General features: G+C 35.3%; 24 protein-coding genes and 2 tRNA genes. 4 read left to right on the top strand and 22 right to left on the bottom strand.

The window, feature by feature from the left end; translation table 11 throughout:
• Nucleotides 1–132: 132 nt before the first annotated feature.
• Nucleotides 133–1,413 carry a trigger factor gene (gene tig / locus AM499_RS02590; RefSeq protein ID WP_053588732.1) on the bottom strand — a complete coding sequence of 427 codons (1,281 nt, stop codon included), beginning with the start codon at nt 1,411–1,413 and terminating at the stop codon, nt 133–135.
• A gap of 118 nt (nt 1,414–1,531) precedes the next feature.
• Nucleotides 1,532–2,530, bottom strand: a complete 999-nt coding sequence (locus AM499_RS02585; protein WP_053588731.1) for a DUF3196 family protein — start codon at nt 2,528–2,530, stop codon at nt 1,532–1,534.
• Nucleotides 2,531–2,723: 193 nt separating this feature from the next.
• Here AM499_RS02585 and AM499_RS02580 point away from each other — a divergent pair, with 193 nt between their 5' ends.
• Both AM499_RS02580 and AM499_RS02575 read left to right on the top strand, forming a co-directional pair.
• Nucleotides 2,724–3,944 (top strand): glycosyltransferase, encoded by a 1,221-nt coding sequence (locus AM499_RS02580; RefSeq protein WP_053588730.1) that lies wholly within the window; start codon nt 2,724–2,726, stop codon nt 3,942–3,944.
• On the top strand, nt 3,913–4,632 hold the full coding sequence (locus AM499_RS02575; protein WP_231687518.1) for an HAD-IIB family hydrolase: 720 nt from the start codon (nt 3,913–3,915) through the stop codon (nt 4,630–4,632). Before AM499_RS02580 ends, AM499_RS02575 begins: the two co-directional genes overlap by 32 nt.
• Nucleotides 4,633–4,674: 42 nt before the next feature.
• Here the strand turns inward: AM499_RS02575 and AM499_RS02570 are convergent, their stop codons facing one another.
• The 6 genes from AM499_RS02570 to AM499_RS02550 all read right to left on the bottom strand — a co-directional run bounded on the left by AM499_RS02570 (nt 4,675) and on the right by AM499_RS02550 (nt 8,879).
• On the bottom strand, nt 4,675–5,232 hold the full coding sequence (locus AM499_RS02570) for a hypothetical protein (RefSeq protein ID WP_053588729.1): 558 nt from the start codon (nt 5,230–5,232) through the stop codon (nt 4,675–4,677).
• Nucleotides 5,233–5,812: 580 nt separating this feature from the next.
• Complete coding sequence (locus AM499_RS02565) at nt 5,813–6,061, bottom strand: KGG domain-containing protein (protein ID WP_053588728.1); 249 nt, start codon at nt 6,059–6,061, stop codon at nt 5,813–5,815.
• Nucleotides 6,062–6,206: 145 nt separating this feature from the next.
• Nucleotides 6,207–6,362 (bottom strand): hypothetical protein, encoded by a 156-nt coding sequence (locus AM499_RS21550; protein ID WP_156316733.1) that lies wholly within the window; start codon nt 6,360–6,362, stop codon nt 6,207–6,209.
• A gap of 16 nt (nt 6,363–6,378) precedes the next feature.
• Nucleotides 6,379–6,753, bottom strand: coding sequence for a YolD-like family protein (locus AM499_RS02560; protein ID WP_053588727.1), 375 nt, complete (start codon nt 6,751–6,753; stop codon nt 6,379–6,381).
• Nucleotides 6,753–6,974 (bottom strand): hypothetical protein, encoded by a 222-nt coding sequence (locus AM499_RS02555; protein ID WP_053588726.1) that lies wholly within the window; start codon nt 6,972–6,974, stop codon nt 6,753–6,755. The genes AM499_RS02560 and AM499_RS02555 overlap by 1 nt, the downstream gene beginning before the upstream one ends.
• Before the next feature lie 78 nt (nt 6,975–7,052).
• Nucleotides 7,053–8,879 carry a DNA ligase D gene (locus AM499_RS02550; protein WP_053592070.1) on the bottom strand — a complete coding sequence of 609 codons (1,827 nt, stop codon included), beginning with the start codon at nt 8,877–8,879 and terminating at the stop codon, nt 7,053–7,055.
• Between the two features lie 114 nt (nt 8,880–8,993).
• On the opposite strand from AM499_RS02550, the gene ku reads away from it, so the two are divergent.
• Together ku and AM499_RS02540 are read left to right on the top strand one after the other, a co-directional pair.
• A complete protein-coding gene (gene ku, locus AM499_RS02545; protein WP_053588725.1) occupies nt 8,994–9,827 on the top strand; it encodes a non-homologous end joining protein Ku in 834 nt (277 codons plus the stop codon).
• Between the two features lie 68 nt (nt 9,828–9,895).
• Entirely contained in the window at nt 9,896–10,753 is an 858-nt protein-coding gene (locus AM499_RS02540; protein ID WP_053588724.1) for a manganese catalase family protein, read from the top strand.
• 46 nt (nt 10,754–10,799) lie between these two features.
• Here AM499_RS02540 and AM499_RS02535 read toward each other — a convergent pair whose 3' ends face one another.
• From AM499_RS02535 to sdhB, 14 genes are all read right to left on the bottom strand, one after another.
• Nucleotides 10,800–12,263: an alanine/glycine:cation symporter family protein gene (locus AM499_RS02535; RefSeq protein ID WP_053588723.1), complete on the bottom strand. Its 1,464-nt coding sequence runs from the start codon at nt 12,261–12,263 to the stop codon at nt 10,800–10,802.
• Between the two features lie 40 nt (nt 12,264–12,303).
• Nucleotides 12,304–13,914 carry an amidohydrolase gene (locus AM499_RS02530; RefSeq protein WP_442853780.1) on the bottom strand — a complete coding sequence of 537 codons (1,611 nt, stop codon included), beginning with the start codon at nt 13,912–13,914 and terminating at the stop codon, nt 12,304–12,306.
• 238 nt (nt 13,915–14,152) lie between these two features.
• Complete coding sequence (locus AM499_RS02525; protein ID WP_053588722.1) at nt 14,153–14,509, bottom strand: hypothetical protein; 357 nt, start codon at nt 14,507–14,509, stop codon at nt 14,153–14,155.
• A gap of 185 nt (nt 14,510–14,694) precedes the next feature.
• Nucleotides 14,695–14,768: transfer RNA gene (locus AM499_RS02520), tRNA-Arg, on the bottom strand.
• An 85-nt stretch (nt 14,769–14,853) separates the two neighbouring features.
• The gene (locus AM499_RS02515; protein WP_053588721.1) at nt 14,854–15,273 is read right to left on the bottom strand and encodes a Ger(x)C family spore germination C-terminal domain-containing protein; all 420 of its coding nucleotides are present in this window, start codon (nt 15,271–15,273) and stop codon (nt 14,854–14,856) included.
• A 391-nt stretch (nt 15,274–15,664) separates the two neighbouring features.
• A tRNA-Arg gene (locus AM499_RS02505) sits at nt 15,665–15,738 on the bottom strand.
• Between the two features lie 78 nt (nt 15,739–15,816).
• On the bottom strand, nt 15,817–16,317 hold the full coding sequence (locus AM499_RS02500) for a metallophosphoesterase family protein (RefSeq protein ID WP_053588719.1): 501 nt from the start codon (nt 16,315–16,317) through the stop codon (nt 15,817–15,819).
• Nucleotides 16,318–16,325: 8 nt separating this feature from the next.
• Entirely contained in the window at nt 16,326–16,928 is a 603-nt protein-coding gene (locus tag AM499_RS02495) for an XTP/dITP diphosphatase (RefSeq protein ID WP_053588718.1), read from the bottom strand.
• Nucleotides 16,925–17,689: a ribonuclease PH gene (gene rph, locus AM499_RS02490; RefSeq protein WP_053588717.1), complete on the bottom strand. Its 765-nt coding sequence runs from the start codon at nt 17,687–17,689 to the stop codon at nt 16,925–16,927. The genes AM499_RS02495 and rph overlap by 4 nt, the downstream gene beginning before the upstream one ends.
• A gap of 72 nt (nt 17,690–17,761) precedes the next feature.
• The gene (gene racE / locus AM499_RS02485; protein ID WP_053588716.1) at nt 17,762–18,559 is read right to left on the bottom strand and encodes a glutamate racemase; all 798 of its coding nucleotides are present in this window, start codon (nt 18,557–18,559) and stop codon (nt 17,762–17,764) included.
• Nucleotides 18,560–18,569: 10 nt separating this feature from the next.
• Nucleotides 18,570–19,028, bottom strand: a complete 459-nt coding sequence (locus AM499_RS02480; RefSeq protein WP_053588715.1) for a MarR family winged helix-turn-helix transcriptional regulator — start codon at nt 19,026–19,028, stop codon at nt 18,570–18,572.
• A gap of 77 nt (nt 19,029–19,105) precedes the next feature.
• Nucleotides 19,106–19,336, bottom strand: coding sequence for a helix-turn-helix domain-containing protein (locus AM499_RS02475; RefSeq protein ID WP_053588714.1), 231 nt, complete (start codon nt 19,334–19,336; stop codon nt 19,106–19,108).
• Nucleotides 19,337–19,402: 66 nt separating this feature from the next.
• Nucleotides 19,403–19,846 carry an acyl-CoA thioesterase gene (locus tag AM499_RS02470; protein ID WP_053588713.1) on the bottom strand — a complete coding sequence of 148 codons (444 nt, stop codon included), beginning with the start codon at nt 19,844–19,846 and terminating at the stop codon, nt 19,403–19,405.
• A 127-nt stretch (nt 19,847–19,973) separates the two neighbouring features.
• Nucleotides 19,974–20,750: a succinate dehydrogenase iron-sulfur subunit gene (sdhB, locus tag AM499_RS02465; RefSeq protein ID WP_053588712.1), complete on the bottom strand. Its 777-nt coding sequence runs from the start codon at nt 20,748–20,750 to the stop codon at nt 19,974–19,976.
• Nucleotide 20,751 lies beyond the last annotated feature (1 nt).

Raw genomic sequence — 20,751 nt, 5'->3', positions numbered from 1 at the left:
ATTCTTTACAAGGAATCAAATAATAAGTTTAAGTATGTTTTTAATTATCCGAAAATCTATGTATGGATAAAACAAGGCACAGACAATTTTCGCTGTACCTTGTTCTATTTATTATAACGCTTTTATGTGAAATTATGAAATTTTAGCGTTTTCTACTAAGAATTCCACTGTTTTTTGGAAACGTACATCATTCTCAAGAACAGAAGTACCACCAAGTGCATTTTTAATATCTTCAGCAGACATATTGAATTGTGCACCCATTTTTTCAAGTTCTGCATTAATATCTTCTTCTGTTACTTGAAGATTTTCTTTTTCAGCAATCGCTTCTAAAGTTAATGAAACTTGAACGCGTTTTTTAGCATCTTCTGCCATTTGACCACGAAGTGCATCTTCATCTTGACCAGAGAATTGATAGTAAAGGTCTAAGTTCATACCTTGTTGTTGTAAACGTTGGCCAAATTCTTGTAGCATGCGGTCTGTTTCTGTTTGAACCATTGCTTCTGGAATGTCGATTGTAGCATTTGCAGCAGCAGCTTCCACTAAATCATCACGAAGACTTTGTTCAGCTAATTGTTTTTTCTCTTCTGCAGTTACTTCTTTTAATTTTGTACGTAAAGCATCGATACTTTCTACTTCAGCATCTACTTCTTTAGCGAAATCATCATTAAGTTCAGGAAGTTCTTTTCCTTTAACTTCTTTCACAGTAACTTTGAATACTGCTGGCTTACCAGCTAATTCAGCTGCGTGATATTCTTCAGGGAATGTTACTTCTACATCTTTAGATTCGCCAGTTTTCAAGCCGATCAATTGCTCTTCAAATCCTGGGATGAAAGAGTTTGAACCAATTTCTAAAGGATAATCTGTTCCTGCTCCACCTTCAAAAGCAACACCGTCAGAGAAACCTTCGAAGTCGATAACAGCAGTATCACCTTCAACGATTGCATCTTCTTTTACAACAAGTTCAGCTAAACGAGTTTGTTGGTTTTTCAATTGTTCTTCGATTTCAGCATCTGTTACTTCCGTAACTAATTTAGTAACTTCTAAACCTTTATAGTCTCCAAGTGTAACTTCTGGTTTTACAACAACTTTAGCTGTAAATACTAATGGTTGTCCTTTTTCCATTGTTACGATATCGATTTCTGGTTGATCTACAGGAGTGATTCCCGCTTCTTCAACTGCATCGCCATAAGCGTGTGGAAGAATAAAATCTAATGCATCTTGGTATAAAGATTCCACACCATACATTTTTTCAAACATTTGACGTGGCATTTTTCCTTTACGGAAACCAGGTACGTTAATTTGCTTTACAACTTTTTTAAATGCTTGATCTAATCCTTTTGCAACTACATCTGCAGGAACCTCAACTGTTAAAAGTCCATTGTTTCCTTCTTGTTTTTCCCATTTCACTGACATATATTCTACCTCCAAAAATAAATTACATAATTTAGTAGCCTGTAATAGAACAGGACAGGTTTTCACTAATTATATTGACAACTTGTATATTATAGCATAGATGCATATACTTTCAACATTATTCCTCTTCAACTATTACCGTTGAGTCTTCTAATCGTTTTATCAGATTACTTAGTTCATCTTTTTGTCCGTTTCCATTTCCAAACAATGATTCTACAAAGTCCACATATCCTTTTGCTACTTCTTGATCACTATATCCGACCCAATCAAATGGGAACAACGCATAGGCATGACTATGAACTAATCCGATTGTCATTTCGAATTTCGACGGATCTTTTTCTAAAAATTCATGTACCTGTTGATTTATAGATTCTATTCGGTCTACAGCATTTGGTGTAGGTGGATTCACAGGGTTGACCTTTGCTTTATATCCAAATTTTTCAATTTCTACCTCGGTTGTCTCACCAATTGCGCCAAGCACTAAAAGCGCAAGTGACCTAATAGCTGGATAGATGCTACTATTTTCTGCTATATCTCTAATACTTGGAATAACATCTGTAACATCTCGGAAAAAAGATTCTTGCAACAATCTTTCTTGTTCTTCAACACTTAACTTTGTAAATTCATTTATATTAAACTTTTCATTGTCGGGTGTGAAAGATTGATCCGTGTCTAGTAGACTTTCTTGTTCCTTGGCAAGTTTTCCACTTAACTCTTTTAATTGTAGAAAATTTTGTTTTCGATCATTTGGAAATCTTTTATCGACAAGTAATCTGTTTAATACTTTATCTACTTCACCATATTCCTTCAAATCAAGTAAAATTGTCAAATATAATTCAACGATTTGCTCAAACATAGGTGACCTTTTCTTCATCAAATCCTCACATATTTCCTTCGCTTCTTGCTGTCTTCTAGTTTCTAGTAAAGCGAGAATATATATGCTTAGAATCATGTCATCTAACTCAACGTACTTTTTTGCTTCATCAAAACATTCAGTCGCTTTCATATAATTATTTTCTTCCGCAAATGCTAAACCATCTTCAATTAGTTTATCAATCATTCCTGGGAAAAAAATAATATTCTCATTGTTTTTTAGGCTATAATGTTTTTTTTTCAACTCACTCGCCTACCTTTACAATCGCTAATATTTCTATACTATCTCACTTTTGACCATTTTCCTATTTTTAATTAAAACCAATTGGTAAATATCCTCCTAAAAGGTGGGTATTTTTTATCGTTAGGGATGTTTAATTATTCTGATTATAGGGAAATAGATTAATAGGCTAATAACTAGAAAGGGGAAGACAAACTTGCAAAAAAATATATTATTTATTTCAGATCATGGTGATCCCCTTGCTCCTTTAGGTAGTGAGCAAGCTGGCGGTCAAAATAATTATGTAAAGCAACTTGCTTTATCCCTTGAAAAAGAAGGAAATAAAGTGGATGTGATTACACATTGGTGTAACCCGTTAGATCCACAAATTGAAAGCTTTGGTTACTCTTGTCGAGTTATTAGAATAGGAGCGGGTAAGAAAACCTACGTTCCTAAAAGTGAATTATATGATTTGCTCCCGGTCTTTTATAAAGAAATGAAAGAAACAATTGATCTTACATCGTACGATTTAGTTCACTCCCATTACTGGCTTTCTGGACTTTTAGGTTCTTATGTAAAAGCTGATTACATGATTCCTTGGGTTCATACAAATCATTCGCTTGGTGTTGCGAAAGAAGAAGCCACTGGAATTTCAGAACCTGTCAGACTCTGCACAGAGAAAATGATTTTAACCTCTGTAGACGCAATTGTTGCCACTACAAAAAACGAAAAAAATCTCATCCATCGTTTTGTTGATCATCCATCACCAATTAAAGTGATTCCTATCGGAGTAGATCAAGCTTTCCGTCCACTAAAAACTAGTGTAGAAGGCAAAAACCCTTACTTTGCATTTGCAGGAAGATTACAAAAAACAAAGGGAATCTATACCCTTGTAAATGCATTCCGTCTTCTTGTCGAGAAGAATGATCTTGAGCCTACTACGAAACTTCTCATTGCAGGTGGAGATGCAGAATGTGTGGATTCGTACAACAAATTACCAAAGGATAGAAACCTCCGAGCTGCTATAAGAGGACTTGAGCATAGAATCGAGTTCCTAGGAGCGAAATCACAAAAACAACTAGCTACTATTTTTAATCATGCGACTGCTGTCGTAGTACCTTCTTTCTATGAATCTTTTGGGATGGTTGCTGCAGAAGCACAAGCTTGCGGCTGTCCTGTTATCGCTTCCAAAGTTGGGGGATTAAAAGATGTTGTTAAAAATAAAGTTACCGGATTGCATATTGAAAAAGGTAATGAATATAATTTAGCTCAAGCAATGAGTACAGTACTCTTTAATAGAAACTTCACGAACAAGCTTGGTAGAAGCGCTGCCATTTTTGCAAATCAGGAATTCAATTGGACCACTTTGGCACAAAAAATGGATTCACTTTACGAGGTGGTTATTGGTGAGAAAAAAACCATATATGTTAGCAACTGATCTTGATGGAACACTTGTAGGTGATCCATCAGCACTTCAAAGATTATTGCAGCATTATGAAAACTCTAATATAGAGGTAGAACTTGTCTATATTACAGGAAGACATTTTGCATCAGTTTCTTCTTTAATTGAAATTGAGAATTTACCGAAGCCGGACATTCTTATAACAGATGTCGGTGCAGCAATCTATACTTCAGAAAAACTTACTGAAGATACTACTTGGGCAAAAAAAATGCATACTAATTGGAACCCTGAACGTATCATCAAGCTTGCCAGTTTCTTTCCTGCTCTTCAAAGACAAACTCTTCCAAGTACTAAACGAATTTCTTTTACCGTCGATCAAAATGAGGAAGTCGTAAAACAGTTTGAAAAAGCTTTAGTGGAAGAGAATATTCCGCATAAGCTTATTTTTAGTTCCAATCGGGATGTAGATATTCTTCCTGAGAATAGTGGTAAAGGAGAAGCTTTAAATTATATCCTTCAAAGTTATGCAAATGAAGATGTTAAAGTTCTTATCGCTGGAGATTCGGGAAATGATATGGACATGCTTGCCTTGGGTCATCCTTCTGTCATCGTAGGAAATGCTCAACTGGAACTTGTTCAAATGAAAAACCACCCTTATCTTTACCGAGCTACCGAGCATTTTGCCGGAGGTATATATGAAGCATGGTTACATTTTTATAAATAGAAAAAATGCCAACTGAATTCTAGGTTCAGTTGGCATTTTATATTAAGCAATTTGTACAGTGTGCTCTTTTACTAGTTTTTCATATAAATTCAAGTCTTCATGATATAAGTCAGTATATGTTTCTAAGCTATACTTTTTAATAGCTTCGAAGCATTTCTCTTCGACAATATGAAACTTTTCGTTAAGTTTTTGTGCATTTTCCCATGCTATTTCTTCAAAAATAAGATTCATTTCATGTTCTTCTATTACCATCGAAAGTAAATCTACACGATTATAAAGTTCATATAGAGAATTATTCCTTTTTGCGTCAAAAATCTCTATCGTTCGGTCTAACGTTTCCAATAGAGCCTTCCGATCAATTGCATGACCCAACTCATGCAATGTTATCGTTTTTATATATACCTCCAAGGAGATGGTTGTTTGCATTTCCTCTTTTGCTTCTATTAAACGATTTGCATCAAAACCTACATAATCTCCGATAAAGTTATAACTCATATTAACTCCAGAGTTATCTTGTCTTAATTGAACATCCATTTCCACTGACTGCATCGTTGCACTTATCAATTCACAAAGATTTTTCTCTGTATATTTATCGTTCATTTATTCTTTGTTCTTCTCCTTATAGTTCAAAATTATAAATTTATATCAATAAGAATATGACATTCATTGTGTTTTCATGTTTTTTCCAACAGGAAATAATATATAACAATTTTTATTTTATTTCAATCTTTATGTACTGAGTTTTTTTCTGTAGAAAATCCCTATCAATACCTGTTTCCAAAAATTTTCTGGAGTGCTTGTGGACAGGACGGGAGTTCATCATAACCGTGTGATTTTTCTAGAGAGTAGAGGCGTGACTAGTGTCACGCCTCTACTCTCTTTTTTCGGTAATCTTGTTACTTCTGTCTGTCCGTCGCACTTCTGCAACTTTTGAAGACTGGTTGAAAGCATTATGGATAATTAGAGAATAAATTTTGTCCTACTAATCTTTCAAGCTCCCGAAGATGCAATTTCGGTCGCTATCTCCCTTTCTATTCGGCGAGTACTTTCTATCTCCCTGAATAAACTATTCAATCATAAAAAAGACAACCATAGTTGTAATTCAACTATGGCTGTCTTTGAGTTACAATATAACTCTATTTAGCTATTCAATTGTAATTTTTAATTGACAATTTTTTAATTAATTATTGTTATTACGTTGTCTGCTACGAGCTTCTCCGCCCTTACGGCCAGCTTCTTCTCTGCTCATTTTGCCATTATCGTTGTCGTTGTTTTGTCCACGCCGTGCTTCTCCGCCTTTTTGACCGATTTCTTCGTAAAAGTCACGATCGTGATTTCGGGAGGTAGCTTCTCCACCTTTACGTCCCGCTTCTTCGAAACTCATGCTTCCATTGTTGTTTCTGTTGCGATTGTTCTGGTTGTTTGCCATGGTAATTCCTCCTTCATTTTTTTCAAGCTTGGTAATCAAGCTCACTATTTATATTCCCACCTCTAGTCGAGTTAAACACAAATTTTAATAGTTTTTCATAATGAGAAAAAAGTAATATGAAAAGGTGATTCCTACTTAAATGACCTTATGTAGTGTATTTGTGCTTAGATTCTTTCTTTCCCTCGATTAGAGAAGAGGAGGCTAAATAATCGAGGGCATCCATTATATTTTGATGTGGGTATTGATTCATCAATTCTTCTATTAATTCATTTATTTCTACCTCTTTTTTCTCTTGATCCACGACAAGAACCTTCTTTCTATTCTAATAAGGTGATATCAACTATTTCATCCAATCTTAAAGAGAATGATTTGAAGGTATCTTCCATTTCAATTAATCGTCGATTTAAGTCCACCCATATCAACTTTCCAACATATATAGTAAATCCACCATCTTTCCATAGTTTAATTTTTACTTCTACGTTCCTTTTCATCGCTAGTTCGATTGATTCTTGTATGGCCTCAAGATCCCACTCATTCAATTCAGGTTTAGGTATTTTTTTTGAGTCATCATTATATTGTCTAATAAGCTTGAGATGTTCAGGTAACATCATCGCCACCCACTTTTTAGAACCTCTATCCTGCACTTTTGATAAGTCCAGTTTTTCATGTATAAAATCATCAAAGGAAGACATTAGATAACATCCTTCTCTCTGTTAATGACAGGGATGCATGCGAGAACGTTGCCAATAAGAAAAGTTCGTTTTGCGTTTCGAGTGAAACAATACACTTGAAATGATTCTCCTTGTAACTTCAAAACCTTTATTCGCCTTTTCGTCACCTCACCACTTCTCGATAGATACATTACATCCAGTAATTGTCCATAACGCATATACTTCGAAATTTCATCCTTCACATTAACCTCTCCTTAAGAACGTTTGTTCTTATTATATACAGAACATACGTTTTTAATCAATGGTAATTATGAGTAATTTTAATCCCCTTTTAACTGCTGTAGTACATTTTCAAGTTTTTGCTCCTCGACTCCTTGACGAAAGTCACGAAATGGATTGCCAATTTTTTTTATACGTTCCAAAACAGAATGAATAGAAAATAAGTCTGGCTTTAAAGAGTCACATACTTCTTCCCAAATTAATGGAGTGGCAACAAAACCATGTTCGTTTCCTCTAGTAGAATATGGAGCGATAATCGTTTTTCCTTCGTGATGTTGAACATAATCCAAATATAATTTGTTATTACGATTTTTTTTTAGGCGCTCGGTGGTAAACCATTTTGGTTCCTGCTCACATAAAAAATCGCAAACAAACTTTGTAAACACGCGGGTATCATCATAAGAATACTTATTCAAAGGCAATGGAATATAAACCTGTAACCCCTTACCACCAGAAGTTTTAACAAAAGATGGAAGTTCAAAATGATCGAATATAGCTTTCATTCTTAATGCTGCTTCAACCGCTAAGGAAAACTCGTGCACAGAAGGAGGATCAAGGTCAAAAACTATTTCAGTCGGTTTAGTTGTGTAGATAGGCTGAAAAGGTATATGAAATTCTAATGCCAGCTGATTTCCAAGCCAAAGCAATGATTCCAAATCATTGCACATCACGTAACGGTTATCCTCCATCTGTTCTGTTTTAATGAAATCTGGAACAGTATCAGGGAAATTTTTTTGATAAAAACTTTCTCCAGGAACTCCATGCGGATATCGAATAACCGTAAGCTGGCGGTCACTTAAAAAAGGAAGAATAAAAGAGGAAATATTTTGTAAATAAAATAAATAATCATCTTTTTGAAGACCATTAGCTGGCCAAATCGGTTTATCTGGGTGAGTGATTGTAACCTTTTCTGGCAAAGGGAATAGTTGTCTTTGCATTTGTTGCCACTGACATTCATGTGGCTCCTTTTCAAAGCTAAATCGATGGAATCTTGGTTCTCTTAAACTTTTTCCATCAAAATCTATACATGCGATATCCACGCATATCGAAGGTTCTATTTCCCAAATGTTTTTATTTACCTTCTTTCCATTGGATTGAAATAGTGTTGCCAATGTTTTTAACTCTTCTTCCTTTAGTCCATGAAGAAACGTAACTATTTCTACAAGTTCCTCATTCAAGTAAATAGCACCATGAAAAAAATTATTACTTTTATCAAATTTGGTTAGAATCACACTAACAAATTTCCAGTTTTTTATTTTCAACCAGTTACCGGTGCGCCTCTCACTAATCCATATACTATTTTTTCTCTTTGCGATTATCCCTTCTCCATTATTCACTACAATTTGATTCCATAAGGTTTTATCATCCTTGTAAACTTCAATTGCTTGCAGTCGCTGTACATTTTCATAATTTATGGAAAGAGGAAGATTTAGCTTCTGAAATAGTTTTTGCAATTGCTGTTTTCGCTTTGTAAGAGAAAGATCGAATTGACCTTCTCCTTTATTAACAAGAAGATCAAAAGCAACATAATGACATGGGAACCGTTGTACATGGTTTTGAATGACATCTTCGTTACGCATTCTTCCTCTCAATTGGACAACAGAAAAGTTACTATTAAAATTATTCGTTAAATGAACCAACTCGCCATCGAGTGTTAAAGGCAAGTAAGACTGAATTTGTTCATAAATTTCATGACAATAATTAATAATCTCCGGAAACATCAGGTTAAGTATTTTCCCATTTCTACTTTTTAGTATTGGTTCACTTTCCCATTCTAAAATGCACCGAAAACCATCATATTTTGGTTCATATAACCAGTCTTTTCCTACTGGAATTTCCGTTGCATCTGTTAAAAGCATAGGTTTCAACATTTTCACCCGCATTTTCTTTTTACCTAGCTTTTGAACAATTAGCCATCCTAATACATAAAAATGGTCAAAAGATTGCATAGTAAGAAGAAAAAGAAAAAGTGGTGAATGCACATGCATACAGTTTGGAAAGGAAGTATTAGCTTTGGCTTAGTTAATATTCCGATTAAGCTTCACACTGCAACGGAAAATAAAGATATTAAATTAAGACAACTTCATAAGGAATGCCATACACCTATCAGTTATCAAAAAGTTTGTGAAGGGTGTAAACAAGAAGTAAAAAGTGAAGATATCGTAAAAGCATATGAGTACTCCAAGAATAAATTTGTTATTTTGGATGAGGAAGAACTGGAGAAATTAAGAAAAGAAAATGAGGATAAGGCAGTAGAAATAATCGACTTCGTAAAATTGGAGGAAATAGATCCTATTTACTTTGAACGTAGTTATTTCATGGCTCCAGATAGCGGAGGAGGAAAAGCCTACTCCCTTTTAAGAAAGGCTTTACTTGAGTCAGGAAAAATTGGCATAGCCAAAATCATTATTAGATCCAAGGAGCAGTTAGCGGTAGTCCGAGTGTATAAAGAGACATTAATGATGGAAACTATTCATTTTCCAGATGAAGTTAGAAGCACTCAAGACGTTCCAAATATCCCTAGCGAACAAGAAGTTGTGCAACGAGAACTCGAGACGGCTCTATTATTGGTCGATCAGTTAACAACCGCGTTCGATCCTGAAAAGTACACAGATGACTATCGTACCGCTCTAATGGAGTTAATTGAAGAAAAGAAAACAGGCAATCAAATAGTGACAGCAACAGATGAAAAACAACCTGTTGCCCCTTCCAATGTGACAGATTTAATGTCCGCTCTACAAGCTTCCCTTGATAAAACGAAAAAGAAAAAGCCTGCAACAAGAAAGAGAACAACAAAAGCAAAAACTTTAGCGTGAATAATTGAACTCATTTAAACCCACTTTATGATGAATCGATTAAATTTTGAAACGAGGGTAAATAAAGAATGTATTATTACAAAGAAGAACTAATTAATATAATTACACCAGACAAACCTGATCCACAAGCAGCAAGAGTTTTACAAGAAATACTTGGTGGACATTATGGTGAAATGAGAACGATGATGCAATACTTTTTCCAAAGCTCCAATTTTAGAGGAAAAGAAACGCAATTTCGCGACTTGCTTCGAGGTGTTTTCTTGGAAGAAATCGCCCATGTAGAACTTGTACAAAATACAATAAATCAGTTATTAAATGACTCAGGTGAATCTGCAATTCCAGGAAACGCTGGAATGGATAATGCCCCACTAGATGATGCTGTAAGACATGCAAACCCGCATCATTTTATCGTTGGAGCACAAGCTTCTCTACCAGTAGATGCAGCCGGAAATCCATGGAACGGTTCTTGGGTGTATGCACACGGCAATCTAATTGCGGATTTATTAAACAACGTTGTACTAGAATCAACAGGAGTATTACAAAAGACTCGAATTTACGAAATGAGTTCGAACAAAACCTTCCGGGAAACGCTCGCTTTTTTAATCGTACGTGATAATGCACATCAAAATGCTTTCGCAAAGGCTTTAGAAACACTAGGGGTAGATTGGGGAAAAATTTTCCCAATTCCTAATTACGATATTAACAAGTATCCAGAATGTAAAAAGTATGTTGATATGGGATTCCATAATTCCCAATTTAATTTTAGACTGGACCCGACTAGAATAGCTGAAGTATTTCAGGGACAATCACCAAGTAGAAATGATGGAACTCTTGCGGTTACAGATCCTCCTCAAGGATACCCAGTGCCACTAATGCCAGATATGCAAAATGAGCATAGCCCTGGATTGTCGGATATGAATAAGTAAGTATGAAAAAACCGCAAAGACTATTCTTTGCGGTTTTAAATATTCTCTACCTATTCCCTTTCTTCATTTTATCTTCATAAAAGACACTAAAATTTGGGTCAACTACTCCTATATTTAAATATCTAGCCTTATAATCTCGAAGTAATTCAAAGAATTTTTTACTAAGTATTAATATAACAACTAAGTTTACAAATGTCGGAATGGCAGTTGTTATGTCTGCAAAATACCAAACTGCTTTTCCAGGGAGATTATACATTACAGCGTAAATAACCATCAATGATCCAGGAATTGGATACAGCCACTTGAAAAGGGTTAGAATTTTATATTTTAGCGTAATCTTTTTCTCGTCTTTAAACACGTGTCTTAATAAGATTTCATAGTACGTATACCATCCGGTAGAAGTTGTTAGCCCAAATAAGAAAATTGATATGGTGATAATATAACGACCGAATTCACCGATTCCAATTTCAAAAGCAGACAATGTTAATGCAGCACCATCTAAGCCAGACGACCAAACACCCGTAATGATGATTGTAAAAGCTGTAATCGAACAAACAATAATCGTATCAACAAAAACTTCTACTGCTCCCCACATACCTTGTTTAATAGGATGATCCGTTTTCGCTGTAGAGTGAATCATTGGAGAAGTTCCCCAGCCAGCTTCATTACTATACACGGCACGCGCTACACCCATACGGATTACTTGAGCAATAGCAGCACCAGTAAAACCGCCGACAGCTGCCATTCCAGAAAATGCACTGTCAAATATTAAACCAAAGACAGGGATAATTTCGGAGTAATTTTTGAAAATAATAAATAGACCCGCAATAACATAAAACAAACACATGAAAGGCACAAGTAAAGAGGCAATTTCACCAATACGCTTGATGCCACCGTAAATGATGATATAAATAATTGTTAAATAGATAAGAGAAGCGGGAATCATACCAATATTAAACGACGAGCTCAATGCTTCAGAAATCGTATAATTTTGAAGCGTAATAAAAAACGTTGTAAAGATTCCAAAACCAAAGAGAATGGCGGGCACTTTCCAATATTTAAATTTCTTTTCTTCACCAAGCCCTTTTTCCATGTAATAGGTTGGACCGCCATACGGATTTCCTTTTTCATCTGTGTTGCGATAGTAAACAGATAATGTTACTTCTACGGTTTTCGTTATCATACCAAGAAGTGCTGTGATCCACATCCAAAAAACCGCTCCAGGACCACCAATTGCGATGGCTGTAGCAACTCCCCCGATATTTCCAACGCCTACACTTCCGCCAATTGCTGTACTTACGGCTTGAAATGGAGTTAATATTCCTTTCAAATCTTTCGACTTGTCTCGCTTTGAAAATACTTTACCAAAGGTAGATTTAAAGATATGAGGTAAATACCCGAACTGGAATAGCTTGCTCCCAATGGTGAAATATAACCCGACAAATAAAACAGTGAAAATTAGTGGTAATCCCCATAGCCATCCAACAATTGTTTCAAGTACAGCATCCATATTCAATTTCCTCCCTTATTTTTTAGTTTTAGTTACTTTCTTAGTTAATTAGTTCGTTATTTCGGTATTTAATTTCTCCGCCGATTACTGTCATTTCTACTTTTGTAGTCAACAACTCATCAGCACTTTTCATACGAAATGGGTCTTGTGAGAGTACCGTCATATCACATAGTTTTCCTCTTTCAAGTGTTCCCTTCTCATATTCCTCGTTTGTTGCATAAGCACCTCCTAGAGTAAAAAGTTGAATCGCTTCATACATGGACAATTTCTCTTGTACATTATATCCATCGTGAGTCTCTTCTCTTTTCTTGCGTGTCACAGCTGCATGAATTCCTAACAATGGATTTAACGGTTCGATTGGTGCATCTGAACCACCTGCACACAATACCCCGTTTTGTAAAAGTGTTTTAAATGGATAAGCAAACTTAGCTCTGTATTCACCTAATCTATCTATAATCCATGGGTAATCACTTGTTACAAACTTTGGTTGTACATCCGAAATTCGATGTGAACCTTTTAGTCTTTCCATCAATACTTCATTTAAAATAGATACATGAATGAGTCTATCTCTAAATCTAGTTGGTTCGAATAAATCTAAACTATCTAAAACATTTTTTAAAGCTAAGTCACCAATAGCGTGTATGGCAACAGGCATATTATTTTCTCGGATATCTTTAATAATTTGAAAAAGTTCATCATTATCATACATCGCATTTCCAAGGTTATTTCCATCATCTTCATAAGGCTGAGAAAGTAGAGCGGTTCTGCCTCCTAATGCGCCATCTGCAAAAAGCTTGATTGCTCCGATCATCACTTTATTATTTCCATAACCTGTAAACATACTGGATGCTTTTAATTCTTCTAAATAATCATAGTCCATTAAAAGATTACTTCTTGGACTGATGCCTTCTTTATTTACAAGCTCATTGAATAGTTTGTAGGTTTGACTTGCACCTCCTAAATAATTAGGGTCATTTGTGTGTATGCTTGTTAATCCAAGGCTAACTGCATCTTGTAGTGCATTTTTTAAAGCATCTTTTAACTGTGAAAAACTTTTTTGGGGTATATGTTTTGTAATGAGGGTTGAAGCAGTTTCAAGCAATAAGCCAGTAGGTTTATGGCTAGTAGGATCTGTTACGATAGTGCCACCGTACGGAATGAACATATCGGCATGATATCCACAGAGTGAAAGGGCACGACTGTTTACTAAAAATGCGTGTCCACATATTCGAGGTAAAAAAAGCGGAAAGTAAGGAGCAACATAGTCCAGTTCTTGTATGGAAGGAATTCGTTTATCAGGAAAAATATTTTCATCCCACCCACGACCTAAAATCCATTCTCCTGGCAATAATGTGCTTGCTTTTTTCTTAATCGCAGCTAGTAGCTCATCTTTCGATTTTATGCCAATAAGATTAAGCTCTAAAGAATTAATCCCTACACTTGAAATATGTAGATGACTGTCAATCAAACCTGGTATTATAGTTTTTTCTTCCATGTTAATAATGGGGGTTCCTTTTCTCCCCCATTGAAGAATCATATCTTCATGCGCTCCCATATCTAAAATTCTTTCATTATCAACAACAATAGCCTGAACAGTAGGTTTAAGAGGATTCATTGTATAGAAAGTACCATTTGTATATATCGCCTTCAAAATATTTACACCTCTCTCTTATTAAAATAGAAATAATTTATGTTAGTAAACTAAATAGGATAGAAAGAAAATATTGCTATTGCTTTAAATTAATTATAAAAGAAAATAATAAAAAGACAAAATATTCTGTACATTTTATTGAAAATATATGAATGATTAGAAGAAAGTAGAACGCCTAATAAATATCATAAAATTATAAGAATATAAAAAAGCACCTCTATGAGATGCTCGTTCGTCCTTAATATTGTATATGCCAATTTAATTCGTCCGCAATTTGTTTATACGATTTATTCTCTTTGTATTTCATTCGAGAAATTTGATAATTTAACCCCTTCAGCATACTTGTTTTGCTTTCTTTCTCACTCTTTAATTCTAAATAAAAATCATGCATCTTTTGTAGCCTACTTTTTTTGTTTCGTAAGTTCTGAATGTTTCTTACTTGTGTAGTATGGAAAATTTCCTCGCTGTTCATCACTGTGAATAACAGCTTATTTTCTTCTCTCCAAACCTCTAAATCCTCATCAATTTGTAGTAAATGCTTTTCAATAGTATCGATTTTTCTACATAGATCCACATAATTTGTGATTGTATCCAATCAAGCTCCCCCAATCCCGATTATGTATAAATATTCTATATACATTTTTTTGCTTAGGCGAAAATGGAAGGCGAAATCAACGGATTACACAGTTAAAAAACTACAAAAAAGAAAAAGCGTTTAAAATGTTGAAACAACAACATCTTAAACGCTTTTTCATGTTATTAGGTAAAACACACAGAAAATGTCCCAGGAGAGATTCGAACTCCCGACCGACGCCTTAGAAGGGCGTTGCTCTATCCAGCTGAGCTACTGAGACAATATTACCTGCCTATCCAAATAGTAGGAAGACAATATATATTATCTGAGATTTTCTATATAATGTCAAGAATAAATTTTGATAATTATTGAATTGTTTCTTTAAATGAATTTCTACCTGAATAGACCTTGATTACGCTAACATTAAGATTTCGTATGGAGTCCCCGTTGAGCTTTATCTTTCCATCTGTTTGTTGTTTTTTCCAAGTCTTTACGTTTTTTCTGTAAACCTGTTCAGACAGTCGGTAAATATCAATATCATTTTTTATGCCTTCTTTATATGTTTCGTTTATCTCTTTTTTCACTTGCTTAATAACACCCTTTCGAATTTCTTCAGATGTTATATTTCCTTGAAAGACACTAACATCTGCATTCACACTTACATTGATATCAAATTTCACTACATCATTATTGACTATTGGATCTACTTTTACTTTAATATCATCTAATATTACAATCATATAGTTCTCCACTTGAGGTTTTAAATTGACCTTTAATCCAGCCATCTCTCCCTACAACTTGCAAATTGGCGGAAGGATCGTCACATGATTTTTTAACCCAATAACAGTCATCGAAAGAAAAATGACGTGTAATATATTAATTTGTCCGACACTGATTCCTTTCACTATAAAACCTTCTATCATTAGTAGGTATTGCATAGTTTTGACAATAAAACAAAGTATTATAAGTAAAGTTATCGAAAATAAAATAGAGATTACATAGAATTCATATTCCATTGAATATATTAGACACAAAAAAAACCTCCTAATCAAATTTGATTAGAAGGTAGTTTCGTTTCAATATTTAGTAGGGATATTTAAGTTAGGTTCGAATCCTGACCGTTTACCCCTATTCGTCTAAACATTGATATATCATGGTTTGGATTATTAATGTTTACGTCCCAGGAGAGATTCGAACTCCCGACCGACGCCTTAGAAGGGCGTTGCTCTATCCAGCTGAGCTACTGAGACAAGAACTCCCCCACCACACAGATAGGAAAGACAAGATTTATTATATAATCTATTTTGAATTAAGTCAACGCTATTTCACTAAAACTTTAAAATTATATTTTCAATAATAATATGCTCGGAGGAATAGAAAAATACATTCCACCCATCTTTGTGCTTTTCAACAATAGCATAGCTTTTTTCTTTACGGCCACGTGGCTTATGTAAGCTGCCGGGATTCACAAAAAGAATGCCATTGTTTATTTCTGCACCAATCAAATGAGAATGACCAAAGCACACAATGGACGCATTTAATTCTTGTGCACGATAACTCAGTGGCATAAGCGTTGATTTCACTCTATGCTTATGCCCATGAGTAACATACACAATTTCATCTCCCACTTTAAACACCTGTTCCTCCGGAAATTGTAAATCAAAATCACAGTTCCCACGAACAACATAAATTGGTTTATCTGCAAAGTATGAAAAGTCCAGTTCACTATCTCCACAATGGATGATCGTATCAACTTCATGGTGATGTTGGATAACTTCTTCCATTGTTTTTGTATCCTGATGAGTATCACTGATAATTAATAACTTCATTCTACTACCTATTCGCCCTTCAATAACTCAGGTAGCTTGACCGACAATTTTTTAATTGCATTACCTCTATGAGAAATTGCACCTTTTTCTTCTCCAGATAATTCAGCCATCATCCTATTTTCAGATGGAACATAAAAAATTGGATCATATCCAAACCCATTGCTTCCTCTTTTTTCTCTTGCAATAACCCCTTCACAAGTCCCTCTTACTGTTATTGGTTCAATTGAAGGAGAAGCAACTGCAATAGCACAAACAAATCTTGCTGTGCGGTTTGAATCAGCCACATTTTCAAGCTCTTTTAACACTTTAACAATATTTGCTTCATCACTTTTTTCTTCTCCTGCGTATCGTGCAGAATAGATGCCTGGACGTCCGTCTAACGCATCAATTTCTAATCCGCTATCATCTGCTATGACCATCGTTTGTAAACGCTCTGCTAGGGCTGTCGCCTTTAACAATGCATTTTCTTCAAATGTAGTGCCAGTTTCTTCTACATCCATATCTTCTGCAACATCATGCAAAGTTAAGACTTCATAGCCAAGTGGTCCAAATAGTGCTTCAAAATCTTTTGCTTTTCCTTTGTTTTTTGTTGCAATAATAATTTTTATCATTCTAACACCTGACCTTTATCACCGATTTTATTGGCCAACTCTCCAAGTGCGTTTCGTTGAACACTCATTAGTTGTTGAATACCAATCTCTCCAAACTCAAGCAGTACCAATAACTCTTTTTTCGAAAAAGTTGCTTCTTCCCCAGTGCCTTGTAGTTCCACATACTCTCCACTACTTGTTTGAACAATGTTCATATCCACCGCTGCTGAAGAATCTTCCTCGTAGTTTAAATCTAATACAACACCAACATTATCAATAATTCCAACACTTGTCGCTGCTAAATAATGACGCACAGGAAATACTGGCAAGTTCTTTTCTTCATACAATTTACCAAGTGCAATCGTTAAAGCAACAAATGCTCCTGTTATACTAGCTGTTCTGGTTCCCCCATCCGCTTGGATAACATCACAATCGATCCAAATGGTTTTTTCACCAATGCTTTCTAGGTCGACTACCGAACGCAACGCTCGTCCTATTAGACGTTGTATTTCCATAGTACGACCTGTTACTTTACCTTTTGATGCTTCTCGTTGTGTACGAGATTGCGTAGCTCGTGGAAGCATAGAATATTCTGCAGTAATCCAGCCCTTACCTTGTCCTCTTAAAAAAGGTGGCACTCTATCTTCAATCGTTGCGTTACAAATGACCTTTGTTCGTCCAACTGTTATTAATACGGAGCCTTCTGGATGAATTAAATAATTTGTTTCTATTTGTATATCCCTTAGTTGATCTACATTTCTACCATCAGTTCTTGTTGTCATATACTTCTCCTTTTTTATTACCCATCAAGCAAAATAAGACCCCGCTATTCGAGGATTCTCAAGTTAACAGGGTCATGTAAATGAAATTGTTCTTACATCCGCATTTTGCAGTACTAACCACTTCTCGACAATTGTCTTAAAGATTGGAATAGAGCCAGTTGTATAGAATATTGGCTGTTTGTAATCCGAAAGTGGATTATGCATTTGATGATAATCCAAGTACTCTAATACTTCCTGGGCTGTTTCCTCTGCCGAGGAAAGCACCTTTACCTGAGGGCCAACAGCTTCCTCTATGTATTTTTGTAATAAAGGGTAATGCGTACATCCAAGGATGACCGTATCAAATTGTTCATTTTGCAATGGTAATAACGTGTTAAATACCATATTACGGGCAAATTCCCCTTCATACTCATTGCTTTCCACAAGAGGCACGAAAGTAGGGCATGCAAGCGGTATAACTTTGCTCGATGTATTCAGAGCAGTTATAGCCTCTTCATAAGCCCCACTTTTTATTGTACCGCTTGTACCTAAGACTACAATTTCATTTTTTTTTGTAGCTTTCATCGCCGCACGTGCGCCTGGAAAAATAACACCAATTACTGGAAAGGGCATTTTTTTGCTTAAAGAATCAAGTGCAACAGCCGTTGCTGTATTACAAGCAATGACCAGCATTTTAATGTTCATTTTAGACAAGGCAGTTGCTAATTGCCATGTAAACTTACGTACTTCTCCGCTTGAACGCGGTCCATATGGACATCTTGCAGTATCACCAATATAAATAATTTCTTCATTCGGCAAAAGTCGCATAATTTCTTTTGCGACTGTTAAACCGCCAACTCCAGAGTCTATAACGCCAATCGGGGCTTTCACTTTTAATTCCTCAGTTCTTTTTCATCTCTTGATGTAATTTTTCCAATAATGTAGATAGATTTGCTACTTCGTCTTTGTTAAATTGTTTTAGTATGTCTTCTAAATAATTTTGTCTTTTAGCTATTACTTCTTCAATGATACGTTCGCCTTCTTTTAATAAATGTATTCGCACTACACGACGATCTTGATCATCTCTAATTCTTTGAACAAGTTCGCTTCTTTCCATCCGGTCGATTAAATCGGTCGTTGTACTAAAAGCTAAATACATTTTATTTGATAAATCGCCAATTGTCATATCTCCTTGCTCCAAGAGCCATTGAAGTGCCACAAACTGTGGGGGAGTTATTGTATAGGCATTTAAAATTTGACGCCCTTTTTGCTTGATGATGCCCGATATATGTCTAAGTTCTTTTTCTAAAAAAGCAACCTCTTGATGATCATGGTGTGCATTTTTTGTTTCATCTGCCATTTAATCCTTCACTCCTCAAAACATTACGTTCTATTTATTATTGTGACGTGTTCTGAGGAAAATGGCAAGGATTCTAATTAATTCAACGATAGTTCACCTAATCGTAATAATTCGACAATCGCTTGTGACCTACCCGATACTCCTAATTTTTGTATCGTATTGGAAATATGATTTCTTACTGTTTTTTCACTTATAGATAACTGTACAGATATTTCTTTTGTAGAATAATCCTCTACTAATAACTGAAATATTTGACGTTCCCTGCTCGTCAGTATTGATCGATGCTGATTACTATCATACAATGCCATAGCCCCCCTATCCACTCTTCTACTAACGTATGTAGCATGGGGAAAGTAGGTGACGGCTAGTGATGCCTACTTATTAAAAACTTTTAATTTTTCTTCGGACCATTTTGATCCTTTTCCTGTTTTTTTATCAATTTGCACCATCGTACCTCTTCCAGTGAAGACGATTTCCTGCTTCACATTTTTAGCCATGTAATGGATATCTATGGATGAAGAACCTACAGAATTGATTTTTACATAAATTCGAAGCTTTTCATCGAAAAACACTTGTCTCAAGTAATCGCATTGCAAATCAGCAACAACTGGGATGGTTTCATTAGTAGGGTTTAGCCAATCATTCATTAACTTTATATGTTTTAGAAACTCAATACGTGCATACTCAAAATACGCAAAAGTCACCGTATTATTTAAATGTCCGAACATATCTGTTTCTGAAAAACGAACACTTACTTCTGAATAAAAAGTAAATTCCTGCTCCCAACTTTTTATATCTTCTATGTAACTAGCTCTCATGAAAACCATCCTCCTAATAACTGAATATTAATTCATTTATTATAGCAAAAAAATAAAAAATCTGCATAGAATACTAAATTCTACACAGATTTTACTTTATAGTGCTCTTAGAAAACGATTTCTACTATTAATCGACCATGTGATCGCTTCCGAAGAAGTTTTTGAACATTTGAACAGTTGTATCACGGTTTAAAGCTGCAATGGATGTTGTTAACGGAATACCTTTTGGACATGCAACTACACAGTTTTGTGCGTTACCACAGTTTGCAAGGCCTCCGTCTCCCATTATAGCGTTTAATCTTTCATCTTTGTTCATAGAACCTGTTGGGTGAGCGTTAAATAAACGTACTTGTGAAAGTGGTGCTGGTCCAATAAAGTTAGAACCGCTATTAACATTAGGACAAGCTTCCAAACAAACACCACAAGTCATACATTTAGATAATTCATACGCCCACTGACGCTTACGTTCAGGCATACGAGGACCTTCTCCAAGTTCGTATGATCCATCAATTGGAACCCATGCTTTTACTTTTTTCAAAGAATCAAACATACGAGTTCTATCAACTTGAAGGTCACGAACTACTGGGAAAGTTTTCATTGGTGCCAAACGAATAGGTTGAGTCAATTGATCAACAAGTGCTGAACATGATTGACGTGGCTTATCATTTATAACCATTGAACAAGCTCCGCATACTTCCTCTAGACAGTTCATATCCCATGTTACTGGAGACGTCGCTTTTCCATCAGCATTGACTGGATTTTGACGAATTTCCATTAAGGCAGAGATAACGTTCATATTAGGACGATAGTTCACTTCGAACTTTTCCCAATACGGTGTAGATTCAGGAGTATCTTGGCGGAGAATCTCAAAAGCAACTTTTTTTGTTTCTGTCGCTGTAACCATT

This window comes from Bacillus sp. FJAT-22090 (genome assembly GCF_001278755.1).
GTDB lineage: Bacteria > Bacillota > Bacilli > Bacillales_A > Planococcaceae > Psychrobacillus.
Note: the sequence above shows the minus strand (reverse complement) of the source record. Positions and strands in the feature narration are given on the sequence as shown.